This is a genomic window from Nocardia sp. NPDC005825 (genome assembly GCF_040630175.1).
Taxonomy (GTDB): Bacteria; Actinomycetota; Actinomycetes; order Mycobacteriales; family Mycobacteriaceae; genus Nocardia.
On sequence record NZ_JBEXXC010000001.1, the window covers coordinates 481,201 to 494,088 of the forward strand.

The window sequence follows — 12,888 nt, forward strand, 5'->3', positions numbered from 1 at the left end:
TCGTGCGCGCACTCGCGCCGCTCTGTGTCATACCGGCCATCCTCGGGGCCGGGCCCACCGGGCAAGCTCGGCGTCAGCTGGGCGTTTCCTGTGAACCGGCGGCCTCGGGTCCGGACGGGTCCGAGACCGGGAACACGATGCGGAAGAGCGTGCCCGCACCGGGCCGGGTGAGCAGTTCGATCCGCGCGCCGTGCGCGGTCAGCACGGCGGCCACGATGGCCAGGCCCAGCCCGGAACCGCCTGCGCGCGAACGGGATTCGTCCACCCGGTAGAAGCGGTCGAAGACGTGTCCGGCCTGCTCGAGCGGGATGCCGGGGCCGGTGTCGGACACCTCCGCGAGCACCGCCGGACCGCCTGCCCGCAGGTCGGATCCGGCGGCGGCGACCACTCCGGCCGCGTCCGGCACGGTGCCCGTGGCGATCCGGACGTCGATCGCGGCCGTGGCGGGCGTGTGCACGAGCCCGTTGCCGACCAGGTTGGTCAGCACCTGCCGCAGCCGATGCTCGTCCCCGACCACGTGCACGGCGCCGTCGGGAAGCCGCAGCCGCACAACGCGTTCCGGATGCCGGGCCAGCGCATCGCGCACGATGTCCCCGGCGAGGGCGGACAGGTTCACCTCGGTCAGGTCCAGCGGGCGCTGCTCGTCCAGTCGCGCGAGCAGCAGCAGGTCCTCGACGAGCAGTCCCATGCGCGCGGCCTCGTCCTCGATGCGTCGCATCATGGTGGCGACCTGGCCGGGATTGGCGGCCCCGCCCATCCGGTACAGCTCGGCGTACCCGCGGATCGAGGTGAGCGGGGTGCGCAGTTCGTGCGAGGCGTCGGCCACGAACAGCCGCATCCGCGCCTCGGATTCCCCGAGCCGCCGCATGCTGGTCGACAACCGTTCCAGCATCACATTGAACGCGGCGCCCAGCCGCCCGACCTCGGTGTGATCGTCGGTGTGCTCGACCCGCCGATCCAGATCCCCGGCCGCGATGGCCTCGGCGGTGTGTTCGATCCGGGAGAGCGGCCGCAGTCCGACCCGGACCACCCAGGTCGCCACGGCGGCCATCACCAGCACCAGCGCCACACCGGAGACCACTTCGATGGTCCGCAATTCCCGGGCGGTCGCGTAGTAGCCGTCCAGCGGCATGACCACGGCCGCCGTCGCCCCTTGCGGCTGCATCCGGCTCGGCGGCTGCACCACCGTCCGCACTCGCCAGGGCGACCCGCGCGAGTCGTCGACCTCGAAGATCCGGTCGCCACGAGCGGCGACCGCCGCCTTGTCCATCGCGGGCAGCGACAACTCGACACCGCCGACGCCGATCTGCCCCGAGGGCGCGCCGGTGCTGTCGAAGAACAGGATCTGGAAGGTCGAGGGCAGTCCCTTCACCGGTTCGTCGGGCCGCGGCGGCGGGGGCGGACGGCCCTCGCTGGCCAGATCCCCCGCGACCCCGTTCAACTGCCCATCGATGCGCGCCAATTCGGAGCGACCCAGCATCGCCTGGGTGAGCACCCCGAACGCGGCCAGCCCCGCCGTGGCGATCACCAGCACCGACGCCAGCAGCCGGGTCCGCAGCGTCCACCGCCGCAGCCGGGGGAAACGCGGCCCCGCATCGGCTCCGGCGGACGGTGAGGCGACCGCTCGATCACGCACGACCCCACCTAAACACAGCCCGTCGACGGCCCACGCCGATCTCCCTTCCGCCGCGCCGCCGCGCGAACCGCCCCGACGCTAGACGCCCAACCTCTGGCGAACTCGAGAGTCGGAGCCGACGCGCGCCGATGTCGCGGAGCGGGTCCTCAGTCCTCGCCCTCGGTGGTGATGTCGAAGGCGTTGAGGAAGTTGCAGACCAGCTGGTAGAAGCCGACGGTGAGCACGAAGTCGGCCAGTTCCGTGACCGTGAGGATCTCGAGAGCCTCGGCCCGGGTGGCGGCGTCGAGGGTGTGCTCCCGCAGCAGCTTGTCGGTCCAGCGCAGCACAGCGGCCTCCTCCGCGCTGAGGGTGTCGCCGTGCCCCGTGGCGGCCGCCGCGATCGCGTCTTCGCCGAGTCCGACCGCGCGAGCGAACCTTTCGTGGTGGTGCAGTTCGTAGGCGGCTCCGTACACGTGGCCCACGCGAAGGATCGCCAGCTCGCGGAGCTGGAAAGGCACCGAGTTGGTTTGCAGCATCGCGTCGGCCATGTTCAGAAAGCTCACCGCCATGCCATGGGAGTGGCCGATCATGCGGTAGATATTGGCCGAATGGGTGGTCAGCGCGTGTCGCACCGCGGCGGGCAGGGTGGCGGAGTCCGGGTAGTCGATGGTGGTCATGGGACCTCTTCTCGGTCGGGGCGGTCTGTGGTCAGGCGAGCTTGTCGATGTCGCCGCGAATGGGTTCGCTGCCGTCCCAGGTGGCGGCGACTTCCCGGATGTACTGGAAGAACTGACCTTTGGGGCCGCTGATGTCGGAGATCTCGATGACGTGGCCGAAGGTCTTCTCGGTGTCGAGGTAGGCGAAGCGGCCCCGCTCACCGCCGATCGACCCTTCGTGGCCCACCTCGTAGCCCAGCGACAACGCCTTGTCGTAGAGACTCTGGTAGTCCTCGGTCCAGTAGGCGATGTGCTGCAGGCCCTCACGGCCGGATTCGAGGAACTCCCGATACAGTGATGGCGCTTCGTTGCGGGGCTGGATCAGCTCGATCTGGACGTCGCCCGAATTGGCCAGGGCGACACTCATTTTCATCGGCGATTCGGCGCCGCGATGGGTGAAGTAATCGATCTGCACGTCGTGGACGTAGAACCAGGGGCCTACGCCGTGGGCGAGCCACCGCTGCATCTCGGCGTTGATATCGCGGACGACGTAGCCCATTTGGGCGATCTTGCCGAAGGTCCGGCTCATGGCATTGTTCTTTCTCTTCGTGGGTCAGGCGTGTCCGAGGGCACGCTCGAGCAGGTGCGGGTCGTGGGAGTTGATCAGCAACAGGTCCGGATCGGCGGCGGTCCACAGCTCGGTGAGGCATTGGTGGTTGGCTTCGACCTGTTTCCAGTCGTAGGCGATGACCCGTTCCATCGCGGTGAGTGCGCGTGGCGCCGAATGCGATCCGTCGAGCTGGCCATGGTGATAGAACGAGTCGCCGACGTGCAGGACCCACCGGTCACCGGCGTCGACGGCCACGGCGGCGTGTCCGCGGCTGTGGCCGGGCAGGTTGATCAGGACGATGCCGGGGGCGATCTCGGTGAGCTCCTCGGCGGCGGTGAATCCGCGCCAGGCTTCGCCGGCGGCCGGGCTGTGTTCGACGAGCTTCGGCTGGTGCGCACGCAGGGCCGGACGGTAGCGCTCGCGTTCCATCAGGGTGTGGGGATGTTGCGCCGCAAAGGCTTCCGCGCCGGTGAGATGGATCTGGGCCCACGGGAAGTCGGACAGTCCACCGGCGTGATCGGCGTCGAAGTGGGTGAGCACGATGTGGCGCACGTCCTCGGGTTCGAAACCGAGAGCGCGTATCCGGGAGATCGCCGTTTCGGCCGGGTCGAAGGCGGGCCGGACATAGAACCGACCCGGACCGAACCGTTGCGCGGGGAAACGGATGTCCTGCAGGCCCAGGCCCGAATCGATGAGGGCCAGCCCGGAGGGCGTCTCCACCAGCAGGACGTGGCAGATCAGTCCTGCCGGGGTGGCGCGCGGACGCATGGTGCCGCAGTTGAGGTGGTGGACTTTCATCCGCCCAACGCCGCCCTCGTCGCTTCCGTGGCGCCCGGATCATCGCTGAGCAGCGCCGGGCCGGGGTGGGCGGCGGCGAAGGACAGGACGATCTTGCCGATCGCGGCGTTCTCCCGCAGTCGATTCGCCGCCTGATCGGCCTCTTCGGGCGTGAAAACGGTATCCAGGCGCGGGGCGATCCGGCCCTCCGCGACAGCGTTCAGCGCGTGCGGGGTGAGGGCCGCGACCACCTCGGCGAGTTCGGCGCGGCTGCGGATGCTGAAGGTGGTGCCGAGCAGTCGTTGCCGACGGAAGGCGATGGTGTCGAGGTCGAGGCTGGTCGCTGCCCCGGCCAGGCGTCCGATACTGACGACCGTGCCGCCGACGGCGGTGGCCGACGGCAGCTGGGCGAACAACTCGCCGCCGACATGGTCGAGGGTGATGTCGGCGCCGCGGCCGTTCGTGGCCGCGGCGACGGCCGCGCTCAGGTCGTCGGTCGCGGTGTTGACGGTGACGTCGGCGCCCGCCGCGATCAGCGCGGCGCGCTTGTCCTCGCTGGTGGTGGTGGCGATGACCGTGCTCGCGCCCAGAGCCTTGGCGAGCTGGATGCCGACCAGCCCGATGGAACTGGTGCCGCCGACGATCAGCACGCTGTGGCCGGCGGTGAAGTTCGCCTGGGTGACCAACGCGTCGTGTTCGGTGATCAACCCGACCGGCAGCGTCGCGGCCTCGTCGAAGCTCAGGCCGTCGGGAATGGGTACGAGCAGGCTCGGATCGCACAGGGCGTAATCGGCGAAGCCTCCCACGGTGATGCCCATGACCCGGGTCCCGGCGCGCAGGTGCGCGGCCTGTGGGCTCGACGTCTCCACGATCCCCGCGACTTCCATGCCGGCGGTGAACTCACCGGCCTGTTGGGAATTGGCGGTGTAGCTGCCGTCGAGCGCGTACAGGTCCGCACGGTTGAGACCGGCGGCCATGACCTGAATGCGGACCGCGCCGGGTTGGCTGGGCGCGTCGATATCGCGCAGCTGCCAGTTCGGTGCGGCGCCGCCGATGAGTGCACGCATGTGCGGGTTTCCTTTCACAGCATGGGAATTCGTAAGGACGGGGTCGGCGACCGGTCGGGCCCCGGTGCCCCAGGTCAGTGGTGAGTGATCGCGCCGTGGGTGAACGTCGGCGCGGTACCGGGATTGGTCCATGCCGCGGTCAGTTCGCTCGACGGGAAGAACTGCAGGAAGCGGGAATCCTTCTCGCTGCGGTCGACGAGTGTCTTCTCCAACACGACGGAGTTGTATTGATCGACGGTGGTCTCGATGGTGTTGGCGTTGAGCACGATCTCCTGGCCCCATTCCCCGGCCCAGCGCGCCAGCCCCGGCAGCCGCGAATGCTCCGGTGTCAGGCATTCGGCGGCGATCACGTTCTCGCTGCTCGCCCACACCCCGGTGGAGGTGTTGAGCACCAAGGTCTGGTTACCGAAGACATGACCGGGCGTCTTGACCACGGCGACGCCGGGTCCGAGCACCACCGATCCGTCGATGGGCAGGAACGCTTCGGGCGGGACGTCGCGGTAGGCACCGGGCTGATACCAGGGCCGCTGCATCGGGTGCAGGTCGGCCATGGCGGCCAGTTCGTCTCGTTGCACGATGACCTTCGCCCGCGGGAAGACGGGTTCGGTCCGCTCGCCCAGATCGGGCTGGTATTCGGTGGTGCCGATCCACCGCCGCAGATCTTGCGTGTGCAGGTGGTCGAACATCAGATAGTCGACCTCGCCCGGGTCGATCCCCAGCAGGGACAGGTGCGCGAGCACGGTGCCGTGCTCGGTGACCATCCGATTCGAAACGACGTCGGGTGTGCGTCGGGCCAGCTTGTCGAAATACGGTGTGTAGCGGCCGAGTTCGACATCGCTGGGCTCGAACAGCAGCACGCGCGGCGTGCCGTCACTGTCGCGCCAGCGGATCACCACCATCCGATTGGTGATCGACAGGAACGGCGCGATCGCGCGAGAGGCACGGAACAAGCCGAATCGGGTCGGATACGGCAGCGTCACCAGATCGCAGGTGCTGACACTGTCGGGGGTTCCGGTCCGGATGAACTCCTTCCGGAACGCCACCGCTTGTGCCCGAACCGCCGTGAGCCTGGCACCCGGGCCACCGTCGATCATCGAGAGATCGGTCAGGCTGTCGACCCGCGAGCCGACGCTCGCCAGGTCCAGGACGTCGCCTTGTCGCCATGGCATTCGCATCAGGTCACCTCGTGTTCTTTTTCCACAGTGTGGGATTATTGCCAGATTAAATCCACGGTGTGGAAAAATGCAAGGGTGGAAACCATGAAGGCTTCGTCCGGACCGACAACAAGCCAGCCGCCGTCGAGTGCGCCCCGGCGCGGGCGGCCACCGAAGACCACCACCGCACAGCTCTCCCGGGAGGCGATCCGGGAAGCGGCGCTGTCGGTGATCGACGCCGGTGGTGTCGACGCCGTGACCATGCGTTCGGTCGGCGGCGTGCTGGGCGTGGACGCCAAGAGCCTCTATCACTACGTCGACGGCAAGGACGACCTACTCGACGCTGTCGCGGAATACCTGCTCGAGCAGTTGCGCCCGCCGGTGGCGACCGATTCCGTGGCCGACGACCTTCGTGCGTGGGCCCACGAATTCCGCCGGATCACCCTGGCCCACCCCAAGGCAGCGACACTGGTTCTGACACGGCAGCTTTCCTCGTTCGCGGGTCTGGCTCCGGTCGAAGCCGCCCTCGCGGTGCTGGCGCGTACCGGGTGTGGTCCCGAGGAAGCGGTGCACTTGATGCGGACGCTGCTGGCCACGTTGATCGGAACCTTGCTGCGCGAGGTGTCGGCCGGTCCGACATTCGGGTCGGCCGACCCCGGGGATATCGCCGAGCGGCAGCGGACGCTGGAATCCGCCGGACTGCCGCAGATCAGCCTCGCCGCGCCCTACCTGGCCCGGTTCGATCGAGACCGTGAGTTCGAGTACACCATCGACCTGCTCATCCGGCTTATAGCCGCCGAAGATTAGGACCGCTCCACTGCGGCACGCGAGGTCCACACCGCGCTCCCAGCGGACTCCCAGATTCGCACGCCATCCGCCCCGAGCCGCGCCGCACAGGATCGACTGCGACGACCGCGCCGCGATCACGGGTGTCGCGGTGAGCGAAGGGACGGATATGACATCGACAGCATGGCGGCCGGAGGTGGCCGCGGCGGATCGACCTGCCGGGGGTGACGCCCGGGGACGTGAAACACGGTTCGCCCGGTTGGTTTTCGGGCCGGTCGGCGAACCCCGCTGGGCGCGACCGGGACTGCTCGGACTGCTCGTGGTGACCGCGGTGCTCTATCTGTGGGATCTGACCAATTCGGGCTGGGCCAACGAGTACTACTCAGCGGCCGCCCAGGCGGGGTCGCAGAGTTGGAAGGCATTGCTGTTCGGGTCGTTCGACGCCGGGAACGCCATCACGGTGGACAAGCCGCCCGCGGCGCTGTGGGTGATGGGGCTGTCCGGGAAGCTCCTTGGATTCGGTCACTGGTCGGTGCTGCTGCCGCAGGCGCTCATGGGTGTCGCGTCGGTCGGACTGCTGGCGGCGACCGTGCGGCGGCTGAGCGGGCCCGGGGCGGGGCTACTGGCCGGGGCCATTGCGGCGCTGACGCCCGTGGCCGTCTTGATCTTCCGGTTCAACAATCCGGATGCGCTGCTGGTGCTGCTGCTCATCGCGGCCGCCTATTGCACGGTGCGCGCCATTCAGGCCACGGGCGACCGGGTGTGGTCCGCGCCGACCGGCTGGCTGATGCTCGCGGGTGTCGCGGTCGGATTCGGCTTCCTCACCAAGATGATGCAGGCGTTCCTGGTCTTGCCCGGGCTGGGGCTGGCCTTCCTCCTCGCCGCGAACAGCCCACTGCGGCAGCGGATCCGGGCACTGGTCCTGGCCTGTGTCGCGGTCGTGGCATCGGCGGGGTGGTACATCGCCCTCGTGGATCTGTGGCCCGCGGATTCCCGGCCGTTCATCGGCGGCTCCACCGACAACAGCCTGTGGCAGCTGGCGGTCGGCTACAACGGTCTGGGCCGGATCTTCGGCGGCAGCGGCAATATGGGCTCCGGCGGCCCCGGCGGTGGCGACGCGCCCGAAGGTATGGGCGGATTCGCCGGGTTCAGCGGATCACCCGGCCTCACACGGCTTTTCAACAGCGCCATGGGCGGCGAGATCTCGTGGCTGCTCCCGGCCGCCCTGCTCGGGCTGGTCGCCGGACTCTGGCTCACCCGCCGGGCACCGCGCACCGACCCGACCCGGGCAGCCTTCGTCCTGTGGGGCGGCTGGCTGCTGGTCACCGGCCTGACCTTCTCCTACATGGGCGGCACGGTGCACCCGTACTACACCGTGGCGCTGGCTCCGGCGATCGGTGCGCTGGTCGCGCTGTCGGTGCGCGAGTTGTGGTCGCGCAGGGCCCGTCCCGCCGCCCGATCGACCCTGGCGGTGATGTCGGCAGGCACCGGCGCGTGGTCCTTCGTCCTGTTGACCCGCACCCCGGAGTGGCTGCCGTGGCTGCGCTGGACAGTGCTGATCGGCTCGATCCTGGTGGCACTGGCCCTGATCGCCGGCACCCGCGAATCCCGCCGCTACGCCGCCGTTCTGGCCGTGTCGAGCATGCTGTTCGGCCTCGGCGGCGCGAGTGCGTGGGCGGTCGCGACCGCGGCTCATCCGCACAGTGGCGGCAATCCACTCTCGGGGCCGTCCACCAGCCAAGGCTTCAGCCCCGGTGGCATGCCCGACGGCGACGGCGAGCGGCCCACGCCACCGGGCGGTACGGGTGGCCTCACACCCGAAAGGATTCCGGCTGCTCCGACCGGCATGAACGCCACCGAGCAGGAAGGCGAGACGTCGGGCGAGCAACGCGACTCACAGGACGACGGGTACGGCCCGACGTTCTCCTCGGCGAGCAATACCGAGCTGGTGGCACTGCTCGAGCAGAGCGATGCGCGCTGGGCGGCCGCGACCGTCGGCTCGGGTTCGGCGGCGGGGCTCGCCCTGAACTCCGGCAAGTCGGTCATGGCGATCGGCGGCTTCACCGGTGGCGACGACTCCCCCAGCTTGGCGCAGTTCCAGTCCTACGTATCCGCCGGGCAGGTGCGCTACTTCGTCGAAGGCGGAATGGGCATGGGCGGCAACGCCGATTCGAGCGGCTCGCAGATCACCGCCTGGGTGAAATCCCACTACACCGCGATCACCGTCGGCGGCAGCACCGTGTACGACCTGTCCGAGCCGGTCACCGCGTGAGGGCCGATCGGATGCGCCGGCTGCGGCCGGGACCCGCGGTCGAACTCTATTTCGCCTCGGCCGCGAACAATCTGGCCGCCGCGGCCCGCACCCTCGAGGAGGTCCGGCTCGAATCGGTCGAGCCGCATGCGGTGCGGGTCCGGCTGTCGGCGTTCGAGCGGGTCAGCCATCAGCTCACCGAGCAGCTGGTACGTCTGCTCGTCGCCGGGCAGTTCGAGGTGCCCGACCGCACCGAGCTCTACCGGGTCGGCAGCCTGATCGATTACGCGGTCGATCGCCTGGAGTCGGCCGGGCGGATGATCGAGATCCACCGGCTCACCCTCTTCCCCGACGACGTCCTGCATCTCATCCGGCTGTGCGCCGACGCGGCGTGGGTCACGGCGCAGGGCCTCACCCTGGTCCGCCACCCCGTGGCGCTGCCGCCGTATTGGCTCGAACTGCACCGGATCTCGGACGACGCGGATCAAGCGCTGGCCCGGCTCCGGGCCCGCCCGGTCGAGGAGAGATGTCCCGCCGATGCCGCGGCGCTGAGTGACATCGGCTCCGAGCTCGCCGATCTCACTCGCCTGCTGGCCGATTCGGCCCGCACCATGCGGGGCGTGACCGACCGCTGGAACAGCGTCCAGGGATCGGCCTGAGCCCGGCGATCAGATCAACGCCTTGTGCACCCGCAGCCGACGGCGCACGTTGGCCATCATGCTCCGGGTGCCCGCGTTGCGAATGAACCGGGGAATGAAGCGGTTCACGAAGCCCACGAACACGAACAGGTGCTCGAAGCGGCGCTGGTCGGCCGCGGACCAGCTCACGCCGAGCTGCTCACGGAAGTACGGGGGCAGGTAGCCGACGGTGAGGAAGCGCAGCAGACCGCCGAAGATCACCCGCAGATACCAGTGGATCATGCGCAGGTGCAGCAGGTCGTCGATGAAGGCGCGGATCTTCTCGTCGGCCGCCACCTGCTCGCACGCCCGCACCCAGTACTCGTCGAATTCGGCGCGGGTGCCGGGCCACATCTCCTCGGTGACCTGGAGGGTGGTGCCCAGGGGCGCGGAGGTGGAGTAGAACGCTTCGGCCTGTTCGGGATTCATCTTCCCGTTGAGCAGCTGATACGAGTCCTCGAAGCCGATGTAGAGGCAGGCCGCGACCCACAGTTGCAGGTCGCGGTCGAAGGCGTTGTACCGGACCGCGGCCCCGGGTTCGGATTTCACCTGGCGGTGGGCGACATTGACCGCCTCCCGGAAGGCGACCTTCTCCTCGGGCGTGCCGAGGATGGCGACCGCGAGGTAGGACGCGGTGGTGCGCAACCGTTTCCACGGATGCACCATGAGCGCCCCGGAGTGCACCTTGCTGTCGGCCACGCCGTGCCCGACGCCGGGTCGCGCCATCTGCATGGCGACATTGGCGGCCGCGCCGGAGAACTGCCAGAAGTCCAGCGCGTCCTCGAGTTTCGGCGGGCGTTTGGTGTCGGCGCGGTGCACGCCGGGGATGTGGATGCGGGTCTGTTGGAGGGTGAGGGTGGCGTCGCCGGCCGGCTGCGGTGCCGCGATGGTCATGGATCTCCTTCGATCGGGCGCGGGCTATGTTACCGAGGATTCCGCACCCCGGTCGCGGATTCAAGAGGGGAATTGCAAGTAACTTAAGCCCTCGCGTGTTACCGCATTTTCCCAGCCTGAGACGTTGCACGTTCCCAATCTCATCCCGGAAGAAGATCTCCCGATTCTCTTCCATTCGCGAGAATCGTGAGTAACATACGTCGCTGCGGCAGCTCGTGCACAGAGGCGCGAGGCGGGGACGTGAGAGGACGTTCGCAAGATGCTGAAACGGTTGGATCGCATACTGGGCTACGAGATGAAGGTGTCCGAATTCCTCGGGACGCTGATCATTCTGGCCATTCCCTACGGGCTGGTGGGGGTGGTGTGGACGCTCACCCACACCGCACATCTGAAGCAGTTGCACGGCCTCGACGTGATCATCTCGTTCCTCGGGTCGATCGTGTGCTGGCCGGTGCTCACCTTCTCGAATGTGTGCATGACGTAGATGATGGTTCTGGTCTGGCTCATCGACATCCTGGTAATCGGGATCAAGATTCTCGGTGGGCGTATGAAAGTGAATCCCGTTCTGCGCCTGGGCCTGTGGGTGGCCGTGTTGTGCACCGTGGCCGCCGGTCTCTCGGTGGCCGGGTATCTGCTGGTGCTGTTGCAGCGCTACCTCGAGGACATGGCCTGATGACGACACTCGACAAGTCCTCCGGCGCACCGGAACCCTCCGAGCTGGAGCGCATGGGCCGCAGTGCCCGGCAATTGTGGCGTGATCATCCGCAGCGGTCCCTGGAAACCCTGGGGCGGCAAGTCGATCTGGGCCGCGACGCCCTGCGCCAGCTGGTGGTGTCGATCCTGTCGCGGCGGTTCCCCTACCGCGAGTTCATCAAGCAGTGCGCCTTCATGACGAGCGTGTCGGCCGCGCCGACGGTGCTGGTGGCCATCCCGATCGCGGTGGTGGTGTCGATCCAGGTGGGCGCGTTGGTGAATCAGGTCGGCGCGACCACCTTCATCGGCGCGGTGGCCGGCCTCGGCATCATCCGCCAGGGCGCGCCGCTGGTCACGTCGCTCATGATCGCGGGCGCCGTCGGTTCGGCCATCACCGCCGACCTGGGCTCGCGCACGATCCGCGAGGAGATCGACGCCATGATGGTGATGGGCGTGGATCCGGTGCGGCGACTGGTCGCGCCGCGGCTGGCGGCGGCGGTGCTGGTGAGCATGCTGCTGTGCGGGTTCATCGTGTTCGTGGGCTTCGCGACGGCCTACATGTTCAACGTCTACGCCCAGTCGGGCACGCCCGGCTCGTTCATCGGCTCGTTCGCGTCCTTCGCGGTGGCCAACGACCTGGTGATCGCGGTGCTCAAGGCCGCCATCTTCGGGCTACTGACCGCGGTGATCGCCTGCGATATCGGCCTGCACGCGCACGGCGGCCCGGGCGGAGTGGCCAATGCGGTGAACTCGGCGGTGGTGAGCTCGGCGCTCATGCTGTTCGCCACCAATATCGCGCTCACCCAGCTCTACAACACGCTGCTGCCGACGAAGGTGGTGTGAGATGGGCAGTCCCTACACTCCCCCGGCGCTCAAACCCGTTCGCCTGGCCGCGAACGTGGTGTCGGCGCCGGTGCAGGCCAATCAGCGCCTGGGTCATCAGGTCATCACCTTCTTCCAGGCCCTGGTCGCGATTCCGTTCGTGCTCAAGCACTATCGCCAGGAGGTGCTGCGCCTGACCGCCGACGTCGGCTGGGGCAACGGCTCCCTGGTGGTGGGCGGCGGCACCATCGGCGTGGTGGTGGCGTTGTGCGGGTTCGGCGGCATCACCGTCGGCATGGAGTCGTTCACCGCGTTGAACCTGCTCACCATGAGCCCGCTCACCGGCGCGATCTCGGGTTTCGCGACCACCCGCGAGCTGGCCCCGATCATCGCGACCCTGGCGTTCGCGATCCAGGCCGGGTGCCGGTTCACCGCGCAACTGGGCGCCATGCGCATCTCCGAGGAGATCGACGCGCTGGAATCCATTGCCATCCGCCCGCTTCCGTACCTGATCAGCACCCGCATGATCGCCTCCACCCTGACCATCATCCCGCTCTACAGCGTGGGCCTGGCGGTGGCGTACCTGGCGACCAAGCTGTCGGTGCTGATCCTGGGCGGCACCACCGCCGGCACCTACGACCACTACTTCTTCCAGTTCCTGCTGGGACCGGACGTCTTCTGGTCGCTGCTCAAGGTCATGGTGTTCGTGATGATCTCGACGTTCATCCAGTGCTACTACGGCTTCGTCGCCACCGGCGGGCCCGAGGGCGTCGGGGTGGCGGCCGGGCGCGCCATCAAGATGGTCATCGTCGTCATGGTCTTCGTCAATCTCTTTCTGACCCTTGCGATCTGGGGCATCGACCCCGGCTTCCGCATCTCGGGATAG

Annotated in this window: 14 protein-coding genes; 7 read left to right on the top strand and 7 right to left on the bottom strand. The window is 68.3% G+C overall.

Annotated features, from left to right (window positions below; genetic code table 11):
* Nucleotides 1–73: 73 nt before the first annotated feature.
* From ABZ382_RS02270 to ABZ382_RS02295, 6 genes are all read right to left on the bottom strand, one after another.
* Nucleotides 74–1,636, bottom strand: coding sequence for a HAMP domain-containing sensor histidine kinase (locus ABZ382_RS02270; RefSeq protein WP_357082644.1), 1,563 nt, complete (start codon nucleotides 1,634–1,636; stop codon nucleotides 74–76).
* A 146-nt stretch (nucleotides 1,637–1,782) separates the two neighbouring features.
* Nucleotides 1,783–2,292 (bottom strand): carboxymuconolactone decarboxylase family protein, encoded by a 510-nt coding sequence (locus tag ABZ382_RS02275; protein ID WP_357082647.1) that lies wholly within the window; start codon nucleotides 2,290–2,292, stop codon nucleotides 1,783–1,785.
* A gap of 31 nt (nucleotides 2,293–2,323) precedes the next feature.
* Nucleotides 2,324–2,860, bottom strand: coding sequence for a VOC family protein (locus ABZ382_RS02280; RefSeq protein WP_357082650.1), 537 nt, complete (start codon nucleotides 2,858–2,860; stop codon nucleotides 2,324–2,326).
* A 24-nt stretch (nucleotides 2,861–2,884) separates the two neighbouring features.
* Complete coding sequence (locus tag ABZ382_RS02285) at nucleotides 2,885–3,679, bottom strand: MBL fold metallo-hydrolase (RefSeq protein ID WP_357082652.1); 795 nt, start codon at nucleotides 3,677–3,679, stop codon at nucleotides 2,885–2,887.
* Nucleotides 3,676–4,725, bottom strand: a complete 1,050-nt coding sequence (locus tag ABZ382_RS02290) for a zinc-binding dehydrogenase (protein WP_357082655.1) — start codon at nucleotides 4,723–4,725, stop codon at nucleotides 3,676–3,678. The genes ABZ382_RS02285 and ABZ382_RS02290 overlap by 4 nt, the downstream gene beginning before the upstream one ends.
* Before the next feature lie 74 nt (nucleotides 4,726–4,799).
* A complete protein-coding gene (locus tag ABZ382_RS02295) occupies nucleotides 4,800–5,900 on the bottom strand; it encodes a hypothetical protein (protein ID WP_357082658.1) in 1,101 nt (366 codons plus the stop codon).
* Between the two features lie 84 nt (nucleotides 5,901–5,984).
* Between ABZ382_RS02295 and ABZ382_RS02300 the strand changes: the two genes are divergently transcribed.
* The 3 genes from ABZ382_RS02300 (at nucleotide 5,985) to ABZ382_RS02310 (ending at nucleotide 9,575) form a co-directional block, all read left to right on the top strand.
* A complete protein-coding gene (locus ABZ382_RS02300; protein WP_357082660.1) occupies nucleotides 5,985–6,686 on the top strand; it encodes a TetR/AcrR family transcriptional regulator C-terminal domain-containing protein in 702 nt (233 codons plus the stop codon).
* A gap of 148 nt (nucleotides 6,687–6,834) precedes the next feature.
* Nucleotides 6,835–8,937 (top strand): glycosyltransferase family 39 protein, encoded by a 2,103-nt coding sequence (locus tag ABZ382_RS02305; protein ID WP_357082663.1) that lies wholly within the window; start codon nucleotides 6,835–6,837, stop codon nucleotides 8,935–8,937.
* Nucleotides 8,934–9,575 (top strand): hypothetical protein, encoded by a 642-nt coding sequence (locus ABZ382_RS02310; protein WP_357082666.1) that lies wholly within the window; start codon nucleotides 8,934–8,936, stop codon nucleotides 9,573–9,575. Before ABZ382_RS02305 ends, ABZ382_RS02310 begins: the two co-directional genes overlap by 4 nt.
* Nucleotides 9,576–9,584: 9 nt before the next feature.
* Here the strand turns inward: ABZ382_RS02310 and ABZ382_RS02315 are convergent, their stop codons facing one another.
* Entirely contained in the window at nucleotides 9,585–10,487 is a 903-nt protein-coding gene (locus tag ABZ382_RS02315; RefSeq protein ID WP_357082669.1) for an oxygenase MpaB family protein, read from the bottom strand.
* Nucleotides 10,488–10,746: 259 nt separating this feature from the next.
* Between ABZ382_RS02315 and ABZ382_RS02320 the strand changes: the two genes are divergently transcribed.
* Genes ABZ382_RS02320 through ABZ382_RS02335 form a run of 4 tightly spaced genes read left to right on the top strand, consistent with a single transcriptional unit; the run spans nucleotide 10,747 to nucleotide 12,888 of the window.
* Entirely contained in the window at nucleotides 10,747–10,971 is a 225-nt protein-coding gene (locus ABZ382_RS02320; protein ID WP_357082672.1) for a hypothetical protein, read from the top strand.
* Entirely contained in the window at nucleotides 10,972–11,160 is a 189-nt protein-coding gene (locus ABZ382_RS02325; RefSeq protein ID WP_357082675.1) for a hypothetical protein, read from the top strand. It abuts the gene before it with no gap.
* Between the two features lie 53 nt (nucleotides 11,161–11,213).
* Nucleotides 11,214–12,023 carry an ABC transporter permease gene (locus tag ABZ382_RS02330; RefSeq protein WP_357083988.1) on the top strand — a complete coding sequence of 270 codons (810 nt, stop codon included), beginning with the start codon at nucleotides 11,214–11,216 and terminating at the stop codon, nucleotides 12,021–12,023.
* Nucleotide 12,024: 1 nt separating this feature from the next.
* Nucleotides 12,025–12,888, top strand: a complete 864-nt coding sequence (locus tag ABZ382_RS02335) for an ABC transporter permease (protein WP_357082678.1) — start codon at nucleotides 12,025–12,027, stop codon at nucleotides 12,886–12,888.